Below are 24875 nucleotides of genomic sequence, written 5' to 3'. Positions count from 1 at the left end.
GGAAGAGTGGCCGGTGGGGCCAGGAAAGCGTCAGAGCGTGGCGTGCATCGCCTGACGGGGGCAGATCGCGGGCCGGATGTTCAACAGGATATTTTCCATCCAACCCTCCCGGATCTGCGCTGCGGCGCGCGAAATGCGGCGGCAACTCATGCAATCAGAGGATGCTAGCGCGGATTTCACTTCAGATCCCGCATTTTCGCGGTGCGAGCGGGTTTTCGGGCGTCTTGTTGCGGATGGGTGACAGGCGCTTGGCTTGTCACCCATCGGCTACTCCGCCGCGATCTCGTGCGGGGTGAGGCCGCCGATGAAGCCGCCGGACTGGCGGGCCCAGAGCGAGGCATAGAGGCCTTGCGCCGCCAGCAGCTCCTGATGCGTGCCGGTCTCGACGATGCGGCCTTCGTCCATGACGACGAGGCGGTCCATCGCCGCGATGGTCGACAGGCGGTGCGCGATGGCGATCACCGTCTTGTCCGCCATCAGCCCCTCGAGCTGCTCCTGGATCACCGACTCGATTTCGGAATCGAGCGCCGAGGTCGCCTCGTCGAGCACGAGGATCGGCGCGTCCTTGAGCAGCACGCGGGCGATGGCGATGCGCTGGCGCTGGCCGCCGGAAAGCTTGACGCCGCGTTCGCCGACATGCGCGTCATAGCCGGTGCGGCCGCGCGGGTCGGCCAGCCCCTCGATGAAGCCATCCGCCGAGGCTTGATGCGCCGCCAGGCGCACCGCCGCGTCGTCGGCGTCGGGTCGGCCGTAGCGGATGTTGTCGCGCACCGAGCGGTTGAGCAGCGCCGTATCCTGCGTGACGACGCCGATCGCGGCGCGCAGGGAGCCCTGCGTGACGGTGGAGATATCCTGCCCGTCGATGCGGATCGCGCCGCTCTCGAGGTCATAGAGGCGCAGCAGCAGGCTCACCATCGTCGTCTTGCCGGCGCCGGAACGGCCGACCAGGCCGATGCGTTCGCCGGGCTTGACCACCAGGTTGACGCCGCGCAGGACCGGCGTCTTGCCGCCATAGTTGAACACGACGTCTTCGAAGGCGATTTCGCCCTTGCTGACGATCAGCTGCGGCGCATCGGGCTGATCGATCAGCCCATGCGGGCGGGCGATCGTGCGCATGCCATCCTCGACCGTGCCGACATTGTCGAACAGGCCGGTGAGCGTCATCATCACCCGTCCGGACATGACAGTGAGCCGCATGACGAGGCCGAGCGCCACCGCCGTCTCGCCCGCGCTGATCGATCCGCGCATCCAGAGCACGACCGCCGCCGCGCCGGTCGCGCCGATAAGCAGGGCATTGGTGAACTGCATCAGGATCGACAGCGTGGTGAGCAACCGGTTCTGGTCGAGCATCCGGCCGGTCTGCTCGGCGATGGCGTTGCGGGCCGTGTCTTCCTCGCGGCCGTCGCGGGCGAACAGCTTCACCGTCTGGATGTTGCCGTAGATGTCGGCGAGCTTGCCGGTCAGAAGCGAGCGCGCCTCGGAGGCGGCGGCAGCGCGCTTGCGCACCTTCGGCACGAAGAAATAGGCGAGCGTCGCCAGCGCCGCGACCCAGATCGCCAGCGGCACCGCCATCAGCAGGCTGACATCGGCGAAGATGAACAGGGCCGAGACGACGAAGACCGAGATCACCCAGAGCGCATCGATCACCTGGGTGATCGACTGCGTCAGCGCCGAGCCGGTCTGCACGATCTTGGTGACGATGCGGCCGGAAAAATCGTTCTGGAAGAACGAATAGGACTGGCCGATCACATGCAGGTGGTTGAGCCAGCGCACGCGCGCGGTCAGGGCCGGTGGCAGCGTCTGGTTCGACAGGATGGTCTGGATCGCGTTGACCAGCGGCCGCAGGAACAGGACCACGACGGCCATGCCGGCCAGTTGCCAGCCATGATCGGCCAGGAAGGTCGCCGTCTGGCCATTGGCCATCAGATCGACCAGGCGGCCGACATAGGAGTAGATCGCGACCTCGGCCAGCGAAACGGCGAGCCCCGCCGCCATCAGCGCGACGACATAGGGCCAGACGGCCAGGAGGAAATGGCGGTAGAAGGCGAGCAGGCCGGTCGGCGGATCGTTTTCCTCAGGGACAAACGGATCGATCAGATGTTCAAAGTAGCGGAGCATGCCGGATCCTGTATCACCCTTGCCGCGAGCTTGCCGCGTCAATCCAATGGACATGAAGGCCAGATGCCCCGCATTGCGCTCTATCAGCCCGACATCCCCCACAATACAGGGGCGATCCTGCGATTCGCTGCCTGCATGGGCGTGGATGTCGACATCATAGAGCCTGCCGGCTTCGACCTGTCGGATCGCGGATTGAAGCGGGCCGGCATGGACTATGTGGAGCGTGCTGCGCTGCGCCGCCACATTTCTTTCGATTCCTTCGAGATTTTCCGGGCGGAGCAGGGTAGCCGGCTGGTGCTGCTCTCGACCAGGGCCGCGATCCCCTATACCGATTTCGCCTTCCGCCCGGACGACATGCTGCTCTTCGGCCGCGAGAGCGCGGGCGTGCCGCCATCCGTGCACGAACGGGCGGAGGCGCGACTGATCGTCCCGATGCGGCCGGGATTGCGCTCGATCAATCTCGCCATGACGGTCGCCATGGTAACTGGCGAGGCGCTCAGGCAGACCGGTGGCCTGCCGGGCGGCCCCGCTGTTGAGGAAGACACACATGGCACTGCCTGACGCAATCGAGGACAAGAAGGCCCGCGCGAGCACCTGGTTCGCCGAATTGCAGGGTCGCATCATCGCCGGCTTCGAGGCGCTGGAGGACGCGGCGTCGCCCGCGCTCTATGGCGACAAAGTCGGCCGGTTCGAGCGCAAGCCCTGGAAGCGCACCGACCACACGGGCGCGCCGGGCGGCGGCGGCACCATGGCGCTGATGCATGGCCGCCTGTTCGAAAAGGTCGGCGTGCACGTCTCGACGGTGCATGGCAGCTTCGCGCCGGAATTCGCCAAGGAAATGCCGGGCGCGTCGGAGGATCCGCGCTTCTGGGCGGCCGGCATCTCGCTGATCGCGCACATGACCAATCCCAACGTCCCGGCCGTGCACATGAACACGCGCATGGTGGCGACGACCAAGCAGTGGTTCGGCGGCGGCGCCGACCTGACGCCGGTGCTCGACCGCCGGCGGACGCAGGAAGATCCCGACAGCGTCGCCTTCCATGCCGCCATGCGCGGCGCCTGCGAGCGCCACCCGGTCGCCGACTACGAGCGCTACAAGGCGTGGTGCGACGAGTACTTCTTCCTGAAGCACCGCAACGAGCCGCGCGGTATTGGCGGCATCTTCTATGACGGCCACAATTCCGGCGACTGGGACGCCGATTTCGCCTTCACTAGGGATGTCGGCATCAGCTTCCTCGCCGCTTACGACGCGGCCGTGCGCGCCAATTTCGAGACGCCCTGGACCGAGGCCGACCGCGAGGAGCAGCTGATCCGGCGCGGCCGCTATGTCGAGTTCAACCTGCTCTATGATCGCGGCACGATCTTCGGCTTGCGCACCGGCGGCAACATCGATTCGATCCTGTCGTCGATGCCGCCCGTGGTGAAGTGGCCGTAGGGCGACTTCGCGCTTGGTTCGGCGCAGCCCCGGCCCAAGGCCGGGGCGCATGAACACCGGCCAAGAGTGGGGCGTTCTGAGCCCGAACCGCCCCAATACCGATCCCGCTTGAGCTTGTCCGGCTGCTTTGCCATCTTCGCGGCTTCACGGACAAGGCAGGTACGGATCCATGACCAAGGCGGTTCTCGGCATCATCGGTGGGTCGGGGCTCTATGATCTGCCGGGCCTCGAAGGCGCGCAATGGCGCACGGTCGAGAGCCCCTGGGGCCAGCCCTCCGACCAGCTCCGCTTCGGCCGGATCGGCGCGACGGAGATCGTCTTCCTGCCGCGCCATGGCCGCGGCCATCGTCTGTCGCCATCCGGCATCGATTATCGCGCCAATATCGATGCGCTGAAGCGCGCCGGGGTCACCGATCTTGTCTCCGTCTCCGCCGTCGGCTCGCTGAAGCAGGAGCATTTTCCCGGCGAATTCGTCGTCGTCGACCAGTTCATCGACCGGACGGTGGCGCGCGCCTCCAGCTTTTTCGGCAATGGCTGCGTCGCGCATGTCTCGATGGCCCATCCGGTCGCGCCGAAACTCGTCGAGCAGATCCGCCGCGCCGCCGAGGCCGAGGCGATCGACCATCATGTCGGCGGCACCTATGTCTGCATGGAGGGACCGCAATTCTCCTCGGTCGCCGAATCGCAGCTCTATCGAAGCTGGGGCGCATCGGTCATCGGCATGACCAACATGCCCGAGGCCAAGCTCGCCCGCGAGGCGGAGATCGCCTACGCCACCATCGCGATGGTGACCGACTATGATTGCTGGCATCCCGGCCACGCGGCGGTGTCCGTCGAGGCGGTGATCAAGGTTCTCGGCGACAACCGCGACAAGGCGCAGCGGCTGGTGGCGCGGCTGGCGCGGGACTTCCCGGCCGAGCATGAACCGTGCCCGATCGGATCCGATCGCGCGCTCGAGCATGCCATCATGACGGCGCCGCATGCGCGCGATCCCGAGCTGATGGCCAGGCTCGACGCCGTCGCCGGCCGCGTGCTGGCGCGCTGACCCACCGCTATCGGCCAAACGCCCCAGCGTTTGCCGTCTTGGAACTGGACGCGGGCCGAAAGCTGGGGCAAGCCTTAGCCAACATCCGCAGAAATCTGAAAGCCATCATGACCGCTGCCCTGAACGACATCGCCGCCTCGATCCGCACGATCCCGGATTATCCGAAGCCGGGCGTCCAGTTCCGCGACATCACCACGCTGCTCGGCAATGCGCGCGCCTTTCGCCGCACGATCGACGAACTGGTCCAGCCCTGGGCGGGCGCCAAGATCGACCAGGTCGCCGGCATCGAAGCGCGCGGCTTCATCATCGGCGGCGCCGTGGCGCACCAGCTTTCGGCCGGCTTCGTGCCGATCCGCAAGAAGGGCAAGCTGCCCTTCGACACGGTCAGCATGTCCTATGCGCTCGAATACGGCACGGACGAGATGGAGATGCATGTCGACGCGGTCGGCAAGGGCGACCGGGTGATCCTCGTCGACGACCTGATCGCGACCGGCGGCACGGCGGAGGGCGCGGTCAAGCTGCTGCGCCAGCGCGGCGCCATCGTCGAGGCTGCCTGCTTCATCATCGATCTGCCGGAGCTGGGCGGCGCGGACAAGCTCAGGGCGCTCGACGTTCCAGTGCGAACGCTTGTCTCCTTCGAAGGGCACTGACATGCCGGATTTCACTGTAGTCATCGGTTCGCGGCAGTGGTCGAGCTGGTCGATGCGGCCCTGGCTGGTCCTGCGACAGACCGGCGCTTCCTTTGACGAGGTGGTGCTGCAGCACCGCACCGCGGCCGGCAAGGCGGAGGCGGCGGCCCTCGGCCCGACCGGCCTCGTGCCGCTGCTGATCGACCGGCGGACGCAGGTCCCGGTCAAGGTCTGGGATTCGATGGCGATCTGCGAATACCTGGCGGAATGCTACCCCGATCGCGGGCTCTGGCCCTCCGATCGCGTCGCCCGAGCAACGGCGCGTTCCATCTCGGCCGAGATGCATTCGGGTTTCCGGCCGATGCGGATGGCGCTCGCGATGGATCTGTTCGAGCATTTCCCGGGTGCCGGCCTCGACGAACCCGGCGTCGCCGAGGACATTGCACGAATCGATGCGATCTTCCGCGATTGCCGCACTGCCTTCGGGCTGGGTGGCCCCTATCTGTTCGGACATCGGACGATTGCGGACGCCATGTATGCCCCGGTCGTCAGCCGTTTCCGGACCTACGCGCCGGAACTGTCGGAGCTCGCCGCGGAATATGTCGCCACAATGCTGGCCGATGAGGGCTTCATGGCTTGGGAAGATGCGGCGCGCCGCGAATTATGAGACTCTGCGGCGACTCGCCGGCGGATGGAACGCTGCGATGCGCGCGGAGTGCTTCTTTGGGATGACGACATGACCTCCTTCTTTGACCTCTTCAAATGGGATCGGTTCGTTGCGACGTCGGTCATCGAACTCCTGTTCTGGCTGCTCGCAGCCATCGCCGTGCTGTTCGGCATTTCGGGCCTCCTGAACGGCCTGGCGCTGGTCCAGCTCGCCCCCGTCAGCGCACTGCTCGCCATCGCCTTCAGCATCATCGGCACGCTGGCGGCGATCGTCGCGGCGCGAGTGGCCTGCGAGGCCGTGGTCATGCTGTTCCGCGTCAACGAGAACCTGATGGATATCCGGGACAGTCTCGCGACGCCGTCCGAGCGCGCCCCTGTCGTCGCGGCCCCGGCTCCCGTGGTCGAGGATCCGTTCGTGATGGCGTTCGAGGAGATGCTGCCGGCGCCGCCCGAGCCGGTCGCGCCGCCCGTGGCGACCCGTGCCGAGGGGCGCTGGAGCGAGACGAGGGCGCCCGCGCCGCGGGCGCCGGAGACGGCGCGCGTTGCGGAGCCGCGTCCCGAGGGTAAGTCGAGCGAGACCAGTTCGCTAGAGGCGAGGCTGGCCGAGATCCGTGCCCGGCGTGACGGCGTGGCGGCAGCTGCCGCGCGTGCTGCGGCGACGACGGCGGCTCCCGCCGTGACGGATGCGGGCCTGGCCGGTGCGAGGCTGCATCTGGAGGAAGCGGCGGCTCCGAAATGGGAAGCGCCGCCGGTGATGTCCGGACGACGCGAGGAAACCAAGCCCGAGCCCGTCAAGGCTGCGACCGTCGAGGTCAAGCCCTCCGTCGTAGAGACGAAGGCCGTCGCGCCCAAGCCTCCCGAAGCAAGGGCGCCAGACGCCAAGGCCGCGGATGCCAAGGCGGCGGATGCCAAGGCCGCAGATGCCAAGACTGCGGATGGCAAGGCGAGCGAGCCCAAGGCCGTCGAACAGAAGGTGGTCGACATCAAGGCGCCCGATGGGAAGGCGTCCGAGGCGAAGCCGCCTGCTCAGCCAGTTCCCGACGTGCAGGCGCCGGCGGCCAAGGCTGGAGAGGTCGAAGCGCCGGAAGTGAAGGCTCCCGACGTAAAGACTCCCGAGATAAAGACGCCGGATCCGAAGCGCGGCGAGTCCAGGAAGGCAGACAGCCGGAAGACCGCCAAGCTCGCGGACGCTGCCGTCATGAAGGCGGTCGAGGAAGCGCTGGTGGAGGCGGTCAAGGAAGTTCCCCAGGATATGCCGAGGGATGCGGCCACCGAAGCGACGGAACGGCTCGTCCAAGAGGCCACCAAGGCCCTGGTCGACGAGGCTGAAGCGACGATTGTCGCTGCCGGGCCCGCGCCCGAAAAGCAGAAGGCCGACGACGCCGCCTGAGCCATCGGCTCGGCGGTCCCCCATGGCCCGCAAGACGCGACGTAAAAAAGCCCCGGCGAAGGGATGTTCGCCGGGGCTTTCGCGTGTCGGGGCCTTGTGCCTCAGGTGTTGAAGCGGAACAGCAGCACGTCGCCATCGGCAACGACATATTCCTTGCCTTCGTCGCGCGCACGACCCGCTTCCTTGGCGCCGGCTTCACCGCCAAGGCGGGTGTAATCATCGAAGGCGATGGTCTGGGCGCGGATGAAGCCGCGCTCGAAATCGGAGTGGATGACGCCGGCAGCCTGGGGCGCCTTGGTGCCCTTGGTGATCGTCCAGGCGCGGGCTTCCTTCGGGCCGACCGTGAAATAGGTGATCAGGCCGAGAAGGTCGTAGCCGGCGCGGATCAGGCGGTCGAGGCCGGGCTCTTCCAGGCCGAGCGTCTCCAGGAACTCCGCCTGTTCGGCGGCGTCGAGCTGGGCGATCTCGGATTCGATCGCGGCCGAGATCGTCACGCAGCCGGCGCCTTGGGCCTTCGCCATCTCGAAGACGCGATCCGAAAAGGCATTGCCGGTGGCCGACGCCGATTCCTCGACGTTGCAGACATACAGCACCGGCTTCGACGTCAGCAGGTTGAGCGCCTCGAACATGGGGCGGTCTTCGGCGGAAACGTCCAGCAGGCGCGCAGGCTTGCCTTCGCGCAGCAGCTCCAGCACGGCGTCCATCATGACGACCTGGGCCTTGGCTTCCTTGTCCGTGGCAGCCCGCTTGCGCAGCGGCGTGACGCGGCGCTCAAGGCTGTCGAGATCGGAGAGCATCAGTTCGGTCTCGACCGTCTCGGCATCCGAGACCGGATCGATGCGGCCTTCGACATGGGTGATGTCGCCATCCTCGAAGCAGCGCAGAACATGGGCGATGGCGTCGACCTCGCGGATATTGGCGAGGAACTGGTTGCCGAGGCCTTCACCCTTCGAGGCGCCGCGCACGAGGCCGGCAATGTCGACGAAGGTCAGGCGGGTGGGCACGATCTGCTGCGACTTGCCGACCGCGGCCAGCTTGTCGAGCCGCGGGTCGGGAACCGCGACCTCGCCGGTATTCGGCTCGATGGTGCAGAACGGATAATTCGCGGCCTGCGCCGCCGCCGTCTTGGTCAGCGCGTTGAAAAGGGTCGACTTGCCGACATTCGGCAGGCCGACGATCCCGCATTTGAAGCCCATGATGTTCCTTACTCGTCCTTGACGCCGAAGAGGCGCTTCAGCCCCGCCGCGAACGGCCCACCGGCCGGCGACGAAGCTGGTGAAGATGGTGTGTCCGACGCGCCAGCGGAAGCCGTCGCCTCGACCTTGGGAGCCCGGGCTGGCCTGGCGGCCGCATCGGGCTTGGCCGGCTTGTCGCCCTTCGGCGCCTTCGCGGGCTTGTCGGGCTCGAGGCTGCGATGCAGCCGGTTGGCGAAGGTGGCGTCCTTGCCGTCGGCCAGCAGCGCGGCATTGTCGGCCACGGCGTCGAGCAGCAGGTTGATCCACTCGCCGTCGACCTTGGCGAAATCATGCAGCACATAGCCGTGCACGAGTTCCTTGGAACCCGGATGGCCGATGCCCAGCCGCAGCCGCCGATAGTCCTCGCCGACATGCGCCGAGATCGAGCGCAGTCCGTTATGGCCGCCATGGCCGCCGCCGGTCTTCATCCGGATCTTGGCCGCGGGCAGGTCGAGCTCGTCATGCATGACGACGATATCGGCGTTGGGAATCTTGTGAAACCGGGCGGCCTCGCCGACGGCGCGGCCGCTTTCGTTCATGTAGGTCTGGGGCTTCATCAGGAGCGTCTTGCGCCCCGCGAGCGTGCCCTCGGAGACCAGCGCCTGGAAGCGGGAGCGCCAGGGGCTGAAGCCATGGCGGCGGTGAATCGCATCCGCCGCCATGAAGCCGATATTGTGCCGGTTGAGCGCGTACTGGCTGCCCGGGTTACCGAGACCGACAATGAGGAGCATCGTGCTTCCCCCGCGCTAAACCGGACATCAGACCGAAGCTTACGCCTTGGCCGCGGGAGCTTCAGCCGCTGCGGCTTCGCCCTCTTCGCTCTTCAGGCCAGCCGGAGCGGCGATCGTAGCGATCGTGAAGTCGCGCTCGGAGATGACCGGGGCGACGCCAGCCGGAAGCTGGACGGCCGAGATGTGGATCGAGTCGTTGATCTCGAGACCGGTCAGGTCGACGACGATGTGATCGGGAATCGCATCGGCGGGAACCGTTGCCTCGATCTCGTGACGAACGATGTTCAGCACACCACCGCGCTTCAGGCCCGGCGACTTTTCTTCGTTGATGAACTGCACGGGGATCTGGACGTGCAGGGTCGAGCCAGCGGAGACGCGCAGGAAATCGACGTGGACCGGCTGATCGGTAACGGGGTGCAGCGCGTAGTCGCGCGGGATCACGCTGATCTTCTCGCCGTTGACGTCGATCGTGGCCACGGTCGTCAGGAAGCCACCAGCGTGGAGCTTCATGAAGATCTCTTTGTGGTTCAGTTCGATCGCCAGCGGAGCCTGCTTGTTGCCGTAGATGACGGCCGGAATCTTGCCTTCGCGACGCGACGCCCGGGCGGCCCCCTTGCCCACGCGGTTGCGGACAGAGGCCGTGAGCTCGTAAGTATTGCTCATCGGTATTCTCCTTGTGTGAAACAGAAAAAGGCCGCGGTGCCTCCAGGGGTGTCGGCGCGGCCGGCGTCCTTATAGACGAGGGAGTCCGATCGAACAAGCGCGCTGCGGCGGAAGCGGCGGAAACGCTGGCCTCGGGGCGGGAAGTCCGGAAGCAGCGCCCCGCCGCGCGGTCCCAGGGAGCGCGCGGGTTGCGTCGGCCGGGTCCGTGCGTTATTCGGAGTGTCATACTCATCTTTAAAACGGTACGTGGCGCCATGCTTGCTATTCTTTGTCGGGGGGCGGCCCTCTGGGTCGCCATCGTCGCGCTGTCGATCCCCATCGGCAGCACGGTGGCGTTCGGTCAGGCCGCCGAGGCGCCGGCCGTGATCGCCCCTTCGACAGGCCCGGCGCCGGCGCAGGCCATCGTTCCGGAACCCGACCTGCCGGATTCGGTCGAGGCGCCGGCGGGCGAACCTGGCGTCGATCGCTCGACCCTGCCGCATGATCTGTCGCCGATCGGCATGTTCACCAACGCCGATATCGTCGTGAAGGGCGTCATCGGCGTTCTGATCGCCGCCTCCATCCTGACCTGGGCGATCTTCCTGTCCAAGACGCTGGAACTCGCCGCGCTGCGCCACAAGACCCGGGCGCTCGGCGAGCGGGTCGCACGCTCGCGCACGCTGTCCGAGGCGGAAGCGCAGGTCGGACGGCGCAAGGACCCGGCCGCCAGGCTGGTGCAGGCCGCCGTCGAGGAGGTGTCGCTGTCGGCCGGGCTTTCGGCCGAAGGCATCAAGGAACGCGTCGCCTCGCGCTTCGAGCGGATCGAGTCCGGCGCGGGACGCGAGATGATCCGCGGCACGGCAGTTCTCGCGACGGTCGGCTCGCTTTCGCCCTTCATCGGCCTGTTCGGCACGGTATGGGGCATCATGAATTCGTTCATCGGCATCAGCCAGGCCAACACGACCAATCTCGCCGTCGTCGCCCCCGGCATCGCCGAAGCGCTGTTCGCGACCGCAATCGGCCTGGTCGCCGCCATCCCGGCCGTACTGTTCTACAATGTGTTCGCCCGCATCATTGCCGGCAACAAGGCCGTGATCGCCGACGTCTCGGCCGAGACGATGCGCCTGGTTTCGCGCGATCTGGACCGGGCCGACGCACGGGGCCCTTCGCGCCTCGCCGCGGCGGAGTGAGGGGAGCCATGGCAGGCAAGCTCACCCATCACGACGACGAACTGGTCGAGAACAGCGAAATCAACGTCACGCCTTTCATCGACGTGATGCTGGTGCTGCTGATCGTGTTCATGGTCGCCGCGCCGCTGGCGACCGTCGATGCGCCCGTCGACCTGCCGCGCTCCAACGCCAAGGCGGCGCCCCGCACCGACAAGCCGATCTTCCTGTCGCTGAAGCCGGACCTGTCGTTGGTTCTCGGCAACGATCCGATCGCCGCCGAGGGACTTGGTCCGGCGCTCGACGCGTTGACCAAGGGCAATCGCGAAGAGCGGCTCTATCTCCGCGCCGATCGCAAGGTGGCCTATGGCGACGTCATGGAACTGATGAACAAGCTGCGCGACGTCGGCTATGCCAAGGTCGCGCTCGTCGGCATGGACGGCGCCCGGTAGGGACGGGGCCGCAAGGCGCCGCTCGATTGGGCCAGGCGCTCCCTGAAGCAACGGAAGCAGGCTGGGCCCCTTGCCCGCCGCTACGAACCGGCGAGACCCAAAAATCAAAAAAAAGGCCCGGATTGCCTGACTGGCATCCGGGCCTTTTCATGCCTGCTCCGCCTGGGGCGGGACCTGTCAGATAAACAGGCTCGAGACCGACTTCTCGCTGGCGGTGCGGTTGATCGCTTCGCCGATCAGGGTCGAGATCGAGGTGACGCGGATGTTCGGCGCTTTCTGGACGGCTTCCGTCGGCTGGATCGAGTCGGTGATCACCAGCTCCTTCAGCATGGAATTGCTGATGCGGGCGACCGCGCCGCCCGACAGCACGCCATGGGTGATGTAGGCGACGACCGACTTCGCGCCCTGGGCCAGCAGCGCCTCGGCGGCGTTGCACAGCGTGCCGCCGGAATCGACGATGTCGTCGAACAGGATGCAGTCGCGTCCCTCGACATTGCCGATGATGTTCATGACCTCGGATTCACCGGGCCGCTCGCGGCGCTTGTCGACGATGGCGAGCGGCGCATCGATGCGCTTGGCCAGCGCGCGGGCGCGCACCACGCCGCCGACGTCGGGCGACACGACCATGACATTCTCGAGTTCGTAATGTTCCTTGATGTCACGGGTGATGACGGGAACCGCGAACAGATTGTCGGTCGGGATGTCGAAGAAGCCCTGGATCTGGCCGGCATGGAGATCGAGGGTCAGGACGCGATCGGCGCCGGCATGGGTGATCAGGTTGGCGACCAGCTTGGCGGAGATCGGGGTGCGCGGGCCGGCCTTGCGGTCCTGGCGGGCGTAACCGAAATAGGGCAGGACCGCCGTGATGCGGCGCGCGGAAGAACGGCGCAGCGCATCGATGATGATTAGCAGTTCCATCAGGTGGTCGTTGGCCGGGAAACTGGTCGACTGGACGACGAAGACGTCCTCGCCGCGCACGTTTTCCTGGATCTCGACGAAGATTTCCTCGTCCGCGAAACGACGAACCGAGCACTTCGCCAGCGGGATTTCGAGATAGGTGGCGATCGCCTCGGCGAGCACCCGGTTGGAGTTTCCGGCAACCAGCTTCAAGGTCTCGTGTCCCGACGTGAGGAGGTATAGGGCGAGCCGGCCCCGCGAGGAGGCCGTTCATTCAGGCGGCGCGTTGTACCAACTGCGCTGCCGCACTGCAAACGCGATTCGCGCGCGGGCGGCAAGCGCCGATTGGAAGGCGTGGTCGCGGTCAGGCTCCCGATCCCCAGGCGACGATCGCAGCGACCGTGCGACGCGCGACATTCGAGATGGTGGCGTCATCGACGCCCTGCCACGGGTCCTGCGACCCATTGGCCGAGGTTTCCTGGCCGGAGATCCGGTGGACGCGACGTCCGCTCGCGTCGAGCACGTCCCAGACATAGACGAGGATCGTGCCGGTGGAGTCGCCGACGGCGGAGAGATAGCCCTTGACCACGTAGCTTGCCTGCGGATCGCCCGAGGGGACGAGCGCGACGTTTTGCGCCAAGGCTTCCTGGCCCAACTGCGATGAAAGCTTGCTGAGGATGTTGCCGGGAGCGCCCGTCACGGGTGCAAACGAGAATTTGGCGTTGGCGAGAGGCACCGCCGGCAGAGCTGGCGTCGTGGGCGCGGAGGCCGGCGCCGAACTGGACGACGAGCCGGAGCTCAACGTGCTGTTGCAGGCTGCCAAAGCAAACGCGGCCAACAGGATGGCGGCGCATGCGAGCAGCCGATTTCCCTTCACCATCATGGCGATCGTCCTTCCGGCGCGGTCGTCAGGACCCCCTGGAGCCTGTCTAGCGGCAATTTAATACGCGGTCCAGAAGCGGTTTCGGGAGTTGCGTGATTGGAGAGCCGTGGCGGTGGCTCATGCGGCGATGGTGATCGCATGAAGCAGGCGTCCGTAATCGGGCTCGCCGGCATGTGTCGTGCGTCGATAGGAGAAGAAACGGGCTGGATCGGCATAGGTGCAGAGCGCCAGGTCATTGACCGTGCCAAGCCCGGCAGCCCGCAGGCGCATGCCGATAAAGGCCGGCAGGTCGAACTGGTGGTGCCCCGCGCGCCCCGACGGGGTGAAGAACGCGTCATGGGCCTCGTCGGACTCGAGGAAGCGGGCGCGGAATTCCGGCCCGACTTCATACGCGGATTGCGAGATCGTCGGCCCCAGCACGGCGACGATTCGCTCCCGGCGCGCGCCCAGGCTCTCCATCGCGGCGACGGTTGCCTCCAGCACGCCGGTGAAGGCGCCCTTCCAGCCTGCATGTGCCGCGCCGACGACGCCAGCCTCGCCATCGGCGAACAGGACCGGGCCGCAATCGGCCGTTCCGACGCCGATGGCAATGCCCGGGCGGTTGGTGACGACGGCGTCCGCCTTCGGACCTTCGCCGGCCGGCCAGACCATATCCACGGTGACGACGTCGGGGCTGTGCACCTGGTAGGGGGTGGCTAGCCGGTCGGCCGCAACGCCCAGATCCGCCGCAACGCGGGCCCGGTTCTCCAGCACATGCGCTCGCTCGTCGGCCGAGCCGACGCCGCAATTCAGGCTCGCATAGATGCCTTCCGAGACGCCGTCCTGCCGCGTGAAGAAGCCATGCCGGATGCCCGGAAGGGCGGAAAGGGCGTCGGCGGTGATCTTCATGGCGTGTCTCCTGCGAGGCGGGAAGGGTAGGGCTTGATCCGACGAATCGATGTCATCCGAAAGGCGGAGCGGCGAGATCGCCGCCCGTCACGCACAGCACCTTGAACAGGGAGCCCATCGCGTCCGGGCCGGCCAGACGCTCGACGGCGGCGCGGATCGCGTCCTGCGTGGGGCCGTCCTTGCCGGCGCCGAGCCGTCCGGCGCGTTCGAGCAGGCCGAGCGCGAGCAGGAAATCGCCTTGCGTCCAAATGGTCGAGGCGCGGGCGCCGTTTGCCTCGGCGGTGCGTGCGAGGGCTGCGAAGTCGACATGCACGGTGAGGTCCGCTTCGCCGGGATGGGCCAGCGGATCGTCGAAGGCATGGCTGCGGAGCGCCTGCAGGGTGTCGCCAAAGCCGGATTCGGCATGGCCATAGTCGATCGCTAGGAAGGCGCCGCCGGACCGTTGCAGCCGGGCGGCGAGCGTCGCCATGATCGCCGCCGAGATCGTGGCGGTCTCGACCAGCGAGCCTTCCGGCGCCCGGTCGTCCGCGCCGTCGAAATGCGCATTCGCTCGGAGGCCGAAGGCGAGCCGGCCGTTGCTGACTCCGACCATCCGTTCCGCCCAGCCATCCGCCGTGCGGAGGAACTGCCGGACCGGCAGCGCGTCGAAGAGTTCGTTGGCGACGACGATCGCTGGGCCTTCCGGTAGCGCGTCGACGTGTTCGATCCAGTCGATGGCGTGTCCGGCCAGCGCATCGGCCTGGATGGCGCGCAGCCGTTGGCTCGTCTCGACGAGGACGATGGTCGCGGCATCTTCGAAGTCGGGCGCGATCTTCGCCGCGCGCAGGGCGTCGGTCATGAGCGTGCCTCGGCCGGGGCCGATCTCCGCCAGGACGAAGGCGGCGGGGCTGCCCATCCGCTGCCAGGTTTCCACCGCCCACAGCCCGATCAGTTCGCCGAACATCTGGCTCACTTCCGGCGCGGTGACGAAATCGCCGGCGGATCCGAACGGTTCGCGCGTCGTGTAATAGCCGAACTCGGGGTCGCCCAGGCAGGCGGCCATATAGTCGGCGATGGTGATCGGGCCGAAATTCTCGATGCGATGGACCAGCTTTTCGGCCAGCGGCGTCATGCAGCGGCGACCGGGCGGCGCGAGGCGATGACGAGCAGGATGATGCCGGCAATGACCAGCGGCAGCGACAGAAGCATGCCCATGGTGAGGCCGCCGGAGAAGTAGCCGATCTGGATGTCCGGCTCGCGGAAGAATTCCGAGAAGATGCGAGCCAGGCCATAGCCGATGGCGAAGATCGCCGAGATGAAGCCGGGCTGGCGCAGGCGCAACTGCTTGTGGGTGAAGAAGCGCAGCACCAGAAAGAGGACGAGCCCCTCGAGCAGGGCCTCGTAAAGCTGGCTCGGATGGCGCGGCTGGCTGTCGGCATTCGGGAAGATGATCGCCCAGGCGACGTCTGTCGGACGGCCCCAGAGCTCGCCATTGATGAAATTGGCGATGCGGCCGAACAGCAGGCCGAAGGTGACGGAAGGCGCGACGACGTCGATCAGCGACCAGGTCGGGATCTTGCGTGAGCGCGCGAACAGGATCATGGCGATGACGGTGCCGAGGAAGCCGCCATGGAAGGACATGCCACCATTCCACACCTGGAAGATCTGCCAGGGGGCGGCCAGGAACATCGGCAGGTCGTAGAAGAGAACGTAGCCCGCCCGTCCGCCGACGATGATGCCGATGGTCGCCCAGACCACGAAGTCGTCGATGTCGATCGGCTTCATCGGCGCGCCGGCCGGCCCCCAGAGCCTGGCATTGTTGACGAGGCGCTTGGCGTACCACCAGCCGATCAGGATGCCGACGATATAGGCGAGTGCGTACCAGCGGATCGCGAACGGGCCGATCTGGATCAGGGTCGGGTCGATGGCCGGGAAGGGCAGGGCGAACAGCATCAAGGGGCTCCGGCGGTCGGTCGGGCGGCATTGGTGCGCTGATCCGGGGGGAAGGGTCAAGCCCGGGCGTGCGCGACCCCTCGACACCTTGTTCGCCAGGGGGCACGCAACCATACTAGAAGAGAGATACCGTTACCTCCGGAGGCTGCCCATGAACACGACCCCGAACCGGCTGTTCGACGAATTCGCCAAGTTGATGACCGATGCCGCCGGCATGGCGCAGGGCGTCAAGCGCGAAGCCGAGACCGTGATGAAGCATCAGGCCGAGCGCCTGTTTGCCGATATGGACTTCGTCAAGCGCGATGAGTTCGATGTCGTTCGCGAAATGGCGCAAAAGGCGCGCAGCGAGAACGAGGCGCTGACGGCGCGGGTCGCCGAACTGGAAGCCAAGCTGGCGGTGCTGACCCAGGGCCATATCGTCGCCGCGCCCTCGACGGAAGAACGATAAACCGGCCAGCCATGTTGGCGCGCCTATTTTAACCCGGGTAATATTTGACATCGGAATATTGCCCGGGTAGAAAGCCGCGCTATGCGGCTGCTCGATCGTGGCCGTTCTCATCAAGGCGATCCGGGGAGCGGATAGATGCAGCGCGACGAGCGGAAGGCGGCCATTTCCGCCTACAAGAAGCGGGAAGACAGCGTGGGCATCTATGCCGTCCGCTGCGCCGCGACGGGCGACACCTGGGTCGGCAGGGCGCCCAATCTCGATGCGATCCAGAACCGTCTCTGGTTCACGCTCGGACATGGCAGTTGCACGGCGTCAAGCCTGCAGGCTGCCTGGAACCGGCATGGCGCCGACGCCTTCCGCCTCGACGTGCTCGAGCGGCTGGAGCCGGAGGAATCTGCCTATATCCGCAATGCGATCCTGAAGGAGCGCTGCCAGCACTGGCGGGCCGAGCTTGGCGCCCAGGCCGTCTGACATGCACACAAAGAAAAACGGCCGGAGAAATCTCCGGCCGTTTTCTTGTTTCTCGAGGAATCCGCGAGCCCGGATCAGGCGAGGACCTTGGCGCCCTGGACGAGGTCCGTATAGGCCTGCATCAGGTCCGCGCTGATCTTGCCCGGCGTGAACTTGTGCTCGCCGATCTCGGAGACGGGTGTGACTTCAGCAGCGGTGCCGCAGAGCCAGCACTCGCTGAAGCTCGAAAGCTCTTCCGGGGCGATCCGGCGCTCGATCACTTCAAGACCGTGCGACTTGGCAAGGCCGATCACCGTCTGGCGGGTGATGCCATTCAGGAAGCGGTCGGCCAGCGGCGTGTGGATGACGCCATCCTTGACGAAGAACACGTTGGCGCCGGTCGATTCCGCGACATTGCCTTCCCAGTCCAGCATCAGCGCATCGGCATAGCCGCGGGCTTCGGCGGCATGCTTGGAGATCGTGCAGATCATGTACAGACCCGACGCCTTGGCCAGCGACGGAGCGGTGCGCGGATCGGGACGGCGATACTTCGCCCAGTCGAGACGGATGCCCTTCAGGCGCTCGGCAGGGGTGAAGTAGGACGGCCATTCCCAAGCGGCGATGGCGACGTTGATCTTGTTCTTCTGGGCCGAGACGCCCATGGCTTCGCTGCCGCGCCAGGCGATGGGGCGCAGATAGCCGTCGACCAGGCCGTTCTTGGCGAGCGTCGCCTTCGAGGCCTCGTCGATCTCCTCGATCGTGTAGGGGATCTTGAAATTGAGGATTTCGGCCGAATGGAACAGCCGCTCGGTGTGCTCGCGCAGCTTGAAGATGGTGCCGTTATAGGCGCGCTCACCTTCGAACACGGCGCTGGCATAGTGCAGGCCATGGGTGAGTACGTGAATCTTCGCGTCCTTCCACGGAACGAAGGATCCGTTCATCCAGATCCAACCATCTTTCTGGTCGAAGGGGACCGCGCTCATTTTCCTCACTCCATATCGGCCGCCGGCTGCGGCCGCGCCCTGTTGGCGTTGATTGTCGTGCCTATTTCTCGCGCCGGTTGGGCAAAGTAAAGCCAGTTCCAGCAACGACTTTTTTGCGCCGCCTTGAAACAGTCGGTAAAGTGCCGGTCGAAACGCGATCGCGCGAGAGGGTATCGCGGGAAGGGAAACGGCTGGCGCGTTCGATCATTTCGTCGCGGCCACTCATCAGGTAACAATCGAACCAAAATATGTCAATATGGCTGACATAAATTTCGCGACCGATTCGAAGGGACCGGCATCCGTGCAGCGCGACGAGTCCGTCAAAACGCCTCTTTCGATCCAGGAACAGCCCGAACTGGTGCTGATCGAGTTGCTCTTCTACGCCTATCGGGACTTCGTCTCCGATCCGGACGTCGTGCTGGCGAAGTTCCAGTTCGGTCGCGCCCATCATCGTGTCGTCCACTTCGTCAACCGCCATCCGGGCATGCGCGTCGCCGACCTGCTGGACATACTGAAGATCACCAAGCAGAGCCTGGGGCGCGTGCTCAAGCAACTGATCGATACCGGCTATATCGAGCAGGTGCCGGGGCCCGTCGACCGCCGGCAGCGGCTGCTTTATCCGACCGCCAAGGGCAGGGCGCTCGACCAGCGTCTCACCGAACCGCAGGCGGAACGCATCCGTACCGCGCTGGAGCCTTTGGGTCCGGAAGGGCGCCTCGCGGCCGAGCGCTTCCTTCGGCTGATGATCGATCCGTCCGAACGGGATAAGGTCGCTCAGATGATCGAGCAGTGATGCGCGTGGAGTATGCACGATGAGCGATTTGGCAACCGCCCCCCTGGCCGATGATGCGCCGCATCTTCTCGTCATCGACGATGATGCGCGCATTCGCACGCTTCTGTCCCGCTACCTGAACGACAACGGCTTTCGCGTCGACGTCGCGGCCAACGCCGCCGAGGCGCGCGGCCGGCTCGGCGGTCTTGCCTTCGATCTGCTTGTCGTCGACGTGATGATGCCGGGCGAGACCGGGCTCGAGCTTCTCCGCAGCCTGCGCGAGACGATGGAGGTGCCGATCCTCATGCTGACCGCGCGCACCGAGATCGAGAGCCGCATCAAGGGGCTGGAACTCGGCGCCGACGACTATCTCGGCAAGCCGTTCGAACCGCGGGAATTGCTGCTGCGGATCAACGCGATCCTGAAGCGCGGCACCGCCACCGCGGCGCCGCTGATCGAGCAGGTCCGCTTCGGTCCCTTCACCTTCCACATCGCCCGGCGCGAGTTGCGGCGCGGCCAGGAGACGATCCGGCTGACGGATCGCGAGCGCCAGATCATGGCCGTCTTCGCCGAGACGCCGAACGAAACCGTGCCGCGCCTGTCGCTGCTGGCCGAGGACGAACCGGCCGGCGAGCGCACCATCGACGTGCAGATCAACCGGCTCCGCCGCAAGATAGAGGTCGATCCCGCCAACCCGCTCTTCCTGCAGACGGTGCGGGGCATCGGCTACCGTCTGGTGACAGAAGCGTGAGGCCATCCCGCCAGTCGGCTGTCGCTGCCCGGGGGCGGCGCTGATGGACAAGCTTCCGCCTTCCGTTCCGAGGCGTCGCGTGACTGGCGGCTGGGCCGAGTGGCCGGCCGTCGTCGCGCTGCGTCGCCTGGCCCGATCGCCGGCTGCCAATTCGACGCGCCGGCTCGCGCGCCGCGCGCGACCTGTCCTCGACGTTCTGCTGGTGCCCTATCGCTTCCTCGGCAAGCGGATGGCGGCGGCGATGCCGAAGGGGCTCTATGCCCGCGCGCTGATCATCATCATCACCCCGATCGTTATTCTGCAGTCGGTGGTTGCCTTCGTCTTCATGGAGCGGCACTGGCAGACGGTGACGCAGCGCCTCTCCGCCGCGACCGTGCGCGATATCGCGGCGATCGTCGACCTGATCGACACCTACCCCGCCGATCCCAATTTCACCCAGATCATCCGCATCGCCCAGGACCGGCTCGGCCTGACCATTTCGGTCATTCCCAACGAGCCGCTGCCGCCGGCGGCGCCGAAGCCGTTCTTCTCGCTGCTCGACAGCGCGCTGTCGCGCGAGATCGGCCGCCAGATCAACAAGCCCTACTGGATCGACACGGTCGGGCGATCCAACCTTGTCGAGATCCGCATCCAGCTCGGCGACAAGGTGCTGCGCGTGCTGGCTCGTCGCAGCCAGACCTATGCCTCCAATTCCGAGATCTTCATCTTCTGGATGGTCGGCACCAGCCTGGTGCTGCTGACGATCGCGATCGCCTTCCTGCGCAACCAGATCCGCCCGATCCAGCAGCTCGCCGATGCGGCCGAGAATTTCGGCATGGGCCGCGAAATGGCGGATTTCAATCCGCGCGGCGCACGCGAGGTACGGCGCGCCAGCGCCGCCTTCATGGAAATGCGCAACCGCATCGAGCGGCAGATGGAACAGCGCACGACGATGCTGGCCGGCGTCAGCCACGACCTGCGCACCGTGCTCACCCGCTTCCGCCTGCAATTGGCGCTGCTGCGCGAAACGCCCGATATCCGCGCTATGCGCCGCGACGTCGATGACATGCAGCGCATGCTGGAGGGCTATCTGGCGTTTGCCCGCGATGACGCGGACGAGCCGACGGCGGCGACCAATATCGCGACGCTGCTGGCGGAGGTGGCGGAGAATGCCCGTCGGGTGGGGCACGACGTTTCGCAGGATTTCCACGGCGACCCGATCGTCAGCATCCGCCCCAACGATTTCAAGCGCTGCCTGTCCAATCTGGTGATGAATGCCTGCCGGCACGGGGATCGCATCGAACTGCACGGCTCGCATGTCGACGGCTGGCTCGTCATCCATGTCGATGACGACGGGCCCGGCATCGACGAGGCGGAGCGCGAGGCGGTGTTCCGCCCGTTCTACCGGCTCGACGAAGCGCGCAACCTCGACGAAAGCGGAACCGGCCTCGGCCTGCCGATCGCCCGTGACATCGCGCGCTTCCATGGCGGCGATGTCACGCTGTCCGATGCGCCGGGCGGCGGCTTGCGCGCCACCGTTCGCATTCCGGCCTGATCGGGGCTCAGGCGCCCGGCTGAAGGCGGATCCGGGTACCCCAGGGGTCAAGCAGTTCGCGCTCGGCCGAGATCCCCGAACCGGCCAGCGTCACATAGGCGAGGCCATTGCGCTCGGAATCGCGCTGGCCCGCGCCCCGGCTCTGCCAGTGGTTGGCGCCGATATGGTGGTGGTAGCCGCCGGACGACAGGAAGGAGGCGCTCGGCATCGTCGTCACCTCGTCGAGGCCGACCTCCGACTTCCACCAGTTCGCGGCCACGGGCGCATCACCGACGCGCAGATGCACATGGCCGATGCGCAGGAATTCCGGCGCGCCCTTCCACGGCGAGGGCTGCTCCCCAAGCGCAGCGACGATCGCATTGACGTCGAGCGGATCGGTCGCCATGCGCACATGCGGGCCTTCCCAGACCCATTCGTCGGTCGGGCGGTCGGAATAGATCTCGACGCCATTGCCTTCGGGGTCGGTCAGGTAGAACGCCTCGCTCACCAGATGATCCGCCATGCCGTCGACAGGCAGGCGCTTCTCGCTCGCATGCAGGATCCAGCGTCCGAGATCGGCGCGGGTCGGCATCAGGAAGGCGGTATGGAACAGGCCCGCCTGCCGGGTATCGTCGCTCGTGCCGCGCGGATGCGGCTCGATCACCAGGAACGGCACGCCGCCGGCCCCGAGCGTGACGGTCCCGCCCGCGCTCGAGATCGTCTCCAGGCCGAGGACGTCGCGATAGTAGTCGGCGACCTTCTCGACGTCATGCGCCTTGAGGCCGACCTCGGCGATATGGATCGGACGGGTCAGGGAGAAGGGGAGTTCGGTTTCGGCTTGGCTCATGGCGTGGCGACCTCTGGTTGAACCCGATAGCTAGTCATTCGGGACCCGGATCGATAGCCGCGCGAGGGTGAACACACCGTCCAACGGGCCCTAGAACAGGCGGCCACCATCCGGCACAGCCCGCTCGACGGCGGTCAGCACCACGTCGCCATCGGCGTCCGGCATGCCAAGGGTAAGAACCTCCGACATGAAGGGGCCGATCTGGCGCGGCGGAAAGTTCACGACCGCCATGACTTGACGGCCGATGAGCTCGGCCGGCTGGTAATATTTGGTGATCTGGGCCGAGGACTTCTTGCGGCCGATCTCCGGGCCAAAGTCGATGACCAGTTTGATCGCCGGCTTGCGCGCCTCCGGGAAGGGGCTGGCTTCGACGATGGTTCCGACCCGGATATCCACCTTGAGGAAATCGTCGAAGCTGATCGTCTTCGGGGCGGGCGCGTCCATGTCGTCTCTCCGTTGGCTGTCTGCTCACGGGGTAGCACGACGGGCCGTCCGGTCAAGCGGCCGGCTGGGCTGTGTCCGGCTTCGGTTCGCTCGGCCTGCGTTCGGGGCGATGGCGATGAAGCCGGTTGGCGACGCGGCAGACGAGGCCTGCGGCCCGGTCGGTGCGGCGCGACCACGTCTCCGCATGCTCCAGCGCGCGGTCGAGGGCCGCCATCGTCTTCGACAGGTCAGGATCCTCGTCCTTCAGCCATACCGGCAGGACGCGCGATATCATCAGCACGAAGCCCTGCGTCCGCGCCGCGCCGCGCAGCCCATCGGTCGAGATGCCGGCCCCCGCCAGCATGAAGCGGGCGCTGCCGAGGGCGACGCGGTTGAGGCACAGCGCCAGGGCCGGATCGCGCCGGGCGGATTCGGCCAGATGCCCGATCGCGGCGCGATACGGTGCCATCTCGTCGAGGCGCTTCATGATCAGATCGAACAGCCGGTCGCGACCCGACTCGTCGGTCGAGGGCGTCTCGGTCGCGTCGAGCACGGCGCGATCGATGCGGCGCATGAAGTCGGCGAGGATGTCGATCTTGCCGTCGTAAGCCTCTCGCAGTTCTCCCAGCGAAAGCCCGGCTCGCGCCGCGATATCGCCAAGGCCGATTTCGGCATAGGGCTTGCTGGCCAGCAGACCGAGCAACGCGTCGACGATCTGGGGCTTCGTCTCGTTCGGCATGATGCAATCTCCTCTATTCCCTCTATCTAGGGATGCCTTGTGGCGGAGACGAGGCTGATCAGCCGGCCAGTTCCTCGGCGCGTTGCTTGGCGGCCGCGACGGCGCGAACCAGAATGGGCTCGATGCCGTCCTCGGCCATCAGCACGTTCAGCGCCGCCGCCGTGGTGCCGCCGGGGGACGTCACGTTCTTGCGCAGGATGTCGGCCGGCAGCGGCGATTGCCTGAGCAGTTCGCCGGCGCCCACGATCGTCTGCCGCGCAAAGCGGGCGGCGAGTTCCGGCGTGAAACCGGCCTCGATGCCGGCCTGGGTGAGGCACTCGACGAGCAGGAAGACATAGGCGGGGCCGGACCCGGATACCGCCGTCACGGTATCGATCAGGCTCTCCGTCTCGACCCAGCCGAATTCGCCGACCGCCGCCAGCAGGGCGCCGACCAGGTCGCGATCCTCTGTCGTTACGGCCGGATTGGCGAAGGCTCCGGTCATGCCGCGTCCCACCTGGGCCGGCGTGTTCGGCATGGTGCGGACGATGGCGCCGCCAAGGGCGGCTTCGAGCGTCGCGATCGTGGTGCCGGCGGCAATCGAGATCGTCACCGTGCCGGGACCGATCAGGTTGCGCACGGCGGGAAGCGCGGTGCCCATCATCTGCGGCTTGACCGCCAGCAGCAGCACGCGCGCCGTGACGCCCGCGGGCGCGCGGGTCTCGTGCGCGATGCCATGCGCGGCCAGCAACGCCAGCGTCTCCTCCGGTGGCTTCGGGTCGACGACGATGACCGCCTTCGGATCCAGGCCGGAGGCAAGCCAGCCGGTCAGCAGCGCGCCGCCCATCTTGCCGGCGCCGATGAGGACGATGGGGGAGGAGGATGTGAGGGCGGAGAGGGACATACGGAAGCGCTCGTTCGTGAATGGCGACGATGTGTCTGTACGGCGCGCCGCGCCCGCGCGAAAGGCCCTATGCGCCGCCGGGCCAACCCGGGCCGCTGCTTCAGGCGACGGACTTCACGACCGGGCCGGAGACCACGGAAGAGAAAGGGCGGCGCGCCGTGTCCGCGCGCCGGCCTCGATCAGGCCTCGCCGACCGTTTCGAACAGGACGGTCTCGAGCGCTTCGGCGGCGGACTTGCCGGCCCAGACGACGAACTGGAAGGCCTGGTAGTAGCGCTCGCAGCTTTCGATCGCGTTCTCGAGCAGTCCCTCTACCTGGCGGCTATTGGGTTCCGCGCCGCCGGCCAGCAGCAGCGTCTGCCGATACATGACGACGCCTTCCTTGCTCCAGAGGTCGAAATGGCCGATCCAGAGTTGCTCGTTCACCAGGGAGAGCAGGCGCATGACTTCGGTCTTGCGCGGGTCGGTCACCTTCAGGTCGAAGGCGCAGGCCAGATGCACCGCCTCCATGTCCTCCATCCAGGAGAAGGAGACGTGATAATCGCACCAACCGCCGGCGATGGAGATGGTGATCTCGTCGTCGCCGGATCGCTCGAAGCTCCAATCATTGAGCCCTGCGATGTGCTCGATCATATCCACCGGATTGGACTGCCGGTCTTCGGTTTCGAAGTCGATGAGGCTCATGGCCGACCCTCGCGCTTGATCGGGGAAAACGCAACGCAACAAAACGACTGCCGTAAGCAGATCTTCAGAGCCAGCCCTCCGGTTGAGCAAGAACCGTTCCGCCTCGTGCGGAAAAACCGGTCTCCATTTCGTTCTCAACGGCGGCGCCAGGCAGAGCAGCGCGAATCTTCATTGAGGATCAGTATATAGGCAGCCTAAGAAATTTCGCGATGACTTTTCCTCCACTGCGGTGTCGGAATTGTGGACGCTCGGGCAGGTGGGGCCTTGGCGGTTC

The 24875-nt window shown here is 66.4% G+C and carries 28 protein-coding genes; 13 read left to right on the top strand and 15 right to left on the bottom strand.

The features are described from left to right. Positions 1-267 precede the first annotated feature (267 nt). The gene (locus OSH10_RS01870; RefSeq protein WP_266329778.1) at positions 268-2118 is read right to left on the bottom strand and encodes an ABC transporter ATP-binding protein; all 1851 of its coding nucleotides are present in this window, start codon (positions 2116-2118) and stop codon (positions 268-270) included. Between the two features lie 63 nt (positions 2119-2181). Here OSH10_RS01870 and OSH10_RS01865 point away from each other — a divergent pair, with 63 nt between their 5' ends. From OSH10_RS01865 to OSH10_RS01840, 6 genes are all read left to right on the top strand, one after another. Continuing rightward, positions 2182-2679 carry a tRNA (cytidine(34)-2'-O)-methyltransferase gene (locus OSH10_RS01865; RefSeq protein WP_266329777.1) on the top strand — a complete coding sequence of 166 codons (498 nt, stop codon included), beginning with the start codon at positions 2182-2184 and terminating at the stop codon, positions 2677-2679. Next, on the top strand, positions 2666-3553 hold the full coding sequence (gene hemF, locus OSH10_RS01860; RefSeq protein ID WP_266329776.1) for an oxygen-dependent coproporphyrinogen oxidase: 888 nt from the start codon (positions 2666-2668) through the stop codon (positions 3551-3553). The genes OSH10_RS01865 and hemF overlap by 14 nt, the downstream gene beginning before the upstream one ends. Before the next feature lie 169 nt (positions 3554-3722). Next, positions 3723-4598 (top strand): S-methyl-5'-thioadenosine phosphorylase, encoded by an 876-nt coding sequence (locus tag OSH10_RS01855; RefSeq protein ID WP_266329775.1) that lies wholly within the window; start codon positions 3723-3725, stop codon positions 4596-4598. 107 nt (positions 4599-4705) lie between these two features. Then, positions 4706-5248 (top strand): adenine phosphoribosyltransferase, encoded by a 543-nt coding sequence (locus tag OSH10_RS01850; RefSeq protein WP_266329774.1) that lies wholly within the window; start codon positions 4706-4708, stop codon positions 5246-5248. Between the two features lies 1 nt (position 5249). Then, on the top strand, positions 5250-5894 hold the full coding sequence (locus OSH10_RS01845; RefSeq protein ID WP_266329773.1) for a glutathione S-transferase: 645 nt from the start codon (positions 5250-5252) through the stop codon (positions 5892-5894). Between the two features lie 69 nt (positions 5895-5963). Continuing rightward, positions 5964-7283, top strand: a complete 1320-nt coding sequence (locus OSH10_RS01840) for a DUF4282 domain-containing protein (protein ID WP_266329772.1) — start codon at positions 5964-5966, stop codon at positions 7281-7283. A 101-nt stretch (positions 7284-7384) separates the two neighbouring features. Here OSH10_RS01840 and ychF read toward each other — a convergent pair whose 3' ends face one another. The 3 genes from ychF to OSH10_RS01825 are packed head-to-tail and all read right to left on the bottom strand — an operon-like array spanning position 7385 to position 9912. Further along, a complete protein-coding gene (gene ychF, locus OSH10_RS01835; protein WP_266329769.1) occupies positions 7385-8479 on the bottom strand; it encodes a redox-regulated ATPase YchF in 1095 nt (364 codons plus the stop codon). Positions 8480-8487: 8 nt separating this feature from the next. Further along, positions 8488-9249, bottom strand: a complete 762-nt coding sequence (gene pth / locus OSH10_RS01830) for an aminoacyl-tRNA hydrolase (protein ID WP_266329768.1) — start codon at positions 9247-9249, stop codon at positions 8488-8490. Between the two features lie 39 nt (positions 9250-9288). Next, positions 9289-9912 carry a 50S ribosomal protein L25/general stress protein Ctc gene (locus OSH10_RS01825; protein WP_266329767.1) on the bottom strand — a complete coding sequence of 208 codons (624 nt, stop codon included), beginning with the start codon at positions 9910-9912 and terminating at the stop codon, positions 9289-9291. Positions 9913-10166: 254 nt separating this feature from the next. Here OSH10_RS01825 and exbB point away from each other — a divergent pair, with 254 nt between their 5' ends. Together exbB and exbD are read left to right on the top strand one after the other, a co-directional pair. Beyond that, positions 10167-11081 carry a tonB-system energizer ExbB gene (exbB, locus tag OSH10_RS01820; protein WP_266329766.1) on the top strand — a complete coding sequence of 305 codons (915 nt, stop codon included), beginning with the start codon at positions 10167-10169 and terminating at the stop codon, positions 11079-11081. 8 nt (positions 11082-11089) lie between these two features. Continuing rightward, positions 11090-11509, top strand: coding sequence for a TonB system transport protein ExbD (gene exbD, locus OSH10_RS01815; protein ID WP_266329765.1), 420 nt, complete (start codon positions 11090-11092; stop codon positions 11507-11509). A 177-nt stretch (positions 11510-11686) separates the two neighbouring features. On the opposite strand, the gene OSH10_RS01810 is transcribed toward exbD, so the two are convergent. The 5 genes from OSH10_RS01810 to lgt all read right to left on the bottom strand — a co-directional run bounded on the left by OSH10_RS01810 (position 11687) and on the right by lgt (position 16109). Further along, the gene (locus tag OSH10_RS01810) at positions 11687-12619 is read right to left on the bottom strand and encodes a ribose-phosphate pyrophosphokinase (RefSeq protein WP_266329763.1); all 933 of its coding nucleotides are present in this window, start codon (positions 12617-12619) and stop codon (positions 11687-11689) included. Between the two features lie 151 nt (positions 12620-12770). After that, positions 12771-13289, bottom strand: a complete 519-nt coding sequence (locus OSH10_RS01805) for a hypothetical protein (protein ID WP_266329762.1) — start codon at positions 13287-13289, stop codon at positions 12771-12773. A 117-nt stretch (positions 13290-13406) separates the two neighbouring features. Further along, positions 13407-14177 carry a peptidoglycan editing factor PgeF gene (gene pgeF / locus OSH10_RS01800; protein WP_266329761.1) on the bottom strand — a complete coding sequence of 257 codons (771 nt, stop codon included), beginning with the start codon at positions 14175-14177 and terminating at the stop codon, positions 13407-13409. 52 nt (positions 14178-14229) lie between these two features. Continuing rightward, positions 14230-15288 (bottom strand): class I SAM-dependent methyltransferase, encoded by a 1059-nt coding sequence (locus OSH10_RS01795; RefSeq protein WP_266329760.1) that lies wholly within the window; start codon positions 15286-15288, stop codon positions 14230-14232. Continuing rightward, on the bottom strand, positions 15285-16109 hold the full coding sequence (gene lgt, locus OSH10_RS01790; protein WP_266329759.1) for a prolipoprotein diacylglyceryl transferase: 825 nt from the start codon (positions 16107-16109) through the stop codon (positions 15285-15287). Before lgt ends, OSH10_RS01795 begins: the two co-directional genes overlap by 4 nt. 151 nt (positions 16110-16260) lie before the next feature. On the opposite strand from lgt, the gene OSH10_RS01785 reads away from it, so the two are divergent. After that, positions 16261-16557 (top strand): accessory factor UbiK family protein, encoded by a 297-nt coding sequence (locus tag OSH10_RS01785; RefSeq protein ID WP_266329758.1) that lies wholly within the window; start codon positions 16261-16263, stop codon positions 16555-16557. Between the two features lie 135 nt (positions 16558-16692). Continuing rightward, positions 16693-17028, top strand: coding sequence for a GIY-YIG nuclease family protein (locus tag OSH10_RS01780; protein WP_266329757.1), 336 nt, complete (start codon positions 16693-16695; stop codon positions 17026-17028). A gap of 74 nt (positions 17029-17102) precedes the next feature. On the opposite strand, the gene OSH10_RS01775 is transcribed toward OSH10_RS01780, so the two are convergent. After that, the gene (locus OSH10_RS01775; protein ID WP_266329755.1) at positions 17103-17990 is read right to left on the bottom strand and encodes a branched-chain amino acid aminotransferase; all 888 of its coding nucleotides are present in this window, start codon (positions 17988-17990) and stop codon (positions 17103-17105) included. A 256-nt stretch (positions 17991-18246) separates the two neighbouring features. Here OSH10_RS01775 and OSH10_RS01770 point away from each other — a divergent pair, with 256 nt between their 5' ends. The 3 genes from OSH10_RS01770 (at position 18247) to OSH10_RS01760 (ending at position 21047) form a co-directional block, all read left to right on the top strand. Continuing rightward, positions 18247-18783 (top strand): MarR family winged helix-turn-helix transcriptional regulator, encoded by a 537-nt coding sequence (locus OSH10_RS01770; RefSeq protein ID WP_266329754.1) that lies wholly within the window; start codon positions 18247-18249, stop codon positions 18781-18783. A gap of 19 nt (positions 18784-18802) precedes the next feature. Then, positions 18803-19513 carry a response regulator gene (locus OSH10_RS01765; RefSeq protein WP_266329752.1) on the top strand — a complete coding sequence of 237 codons (711 nt, stop codon included), beginning with the start codon at positions 18803-18805 and terminating at the stop codon, positions 19511-19513. A gap of 229 nt (positions 19514-19742) precedes the next feature. Beyond that, the gene (locus OSH10_RS01760) at positions 19743-21047 is read left to right on the top strand and encodes an ATP-binding protein (protein WP_266330360.1); all 1305 of its coding nucleotides are present in this window, start codon (positions 19743-19745) and stop codon (positions 21045-21047) included. A gap of 7 nt (positions 21048-21054) precedes the next feature. On the opposite strand, the gene OSH10_RS01755 is transcribed toward OSH10_RS01760, so the two are convergent. The 5 genes from OSH10_RS01755 to OSH10_RS01735 form a co-directional block, all read right to left on the bottom strand. Continuing rightward, positions 21055-21873 carry a VOC family protein gene (locus OSH10_RS01755; protein WP_266329751.1) on the bottom strand — a complete coding sequence of 273 codons (819 nt, stop codon included), beginning with the start codon at positions 21871-21873 and terminating at the stop codon, positions 21055-21057. A gap of 90 nt (positions 21874-21963) precedes the next feature. After that, positions 21964-22317, bottom strand: a complete 354-nt coding sequence (locus OSH10_RS01750; protein ID WP_266329750.1) for a tRNA-binding protein — start codon at positions 22315-22317, stop codon at positions 21964-21966. Positions 22318-22369: 52 nt separating this feature from the next. Then, positions 22370-23035: a TetR/AcrR family transcriptional regulator gene (locus OSH10_RS01745; RefSeq protein ID WP_266329749.1), complete on the bottom strand. Its 666-nt coding sequence runs from the start codon at positions 23033-23035 to the stop codon at positions 22370-22372. A gap of 58 nt (positions 23036-23093) precedes the next feature. Beyond that, complete coding sequence (gene proC / locus OSH10_RS01740) at positions 23094-23918, bottom strand: pyrroline-5-carboxylate reductase (RefSeq protein ID WP_266329748.1); 825 nt, start codon at positions 23916-23918, stop codon at positions 23094-23096. A 179-nt stretch (positions 23919-24097) separates the two neighbouring features. Further along, positions 24098-24601, bottom strand: a complete 504-nt coding sequence (locus tag OSH10_RS01735; RefSeq protein ID WP_266329747.1) for a type III secretion system chaperone family protein — start codon at positions 24599-24601, stop codon at positions 24098-24100. Positions 24602-24875 lie beyond the last annotated feature (274 nt).

It is taken from the genome of Kaistia defluvii (assembly GCF_026343955.1).
In the GTDB taxonomy this organism is placed as follows: Bacteria; Pseudomonadota; Alphaproteobacteria; order Rhizobiales; family Kaistiaceae; genus Kaistia; species Kaistia defluvii.
Note: the sequence above shows the minus strand (reverse complement) of the source record. Positions and strands in the feature narration are given on the sequence as shown.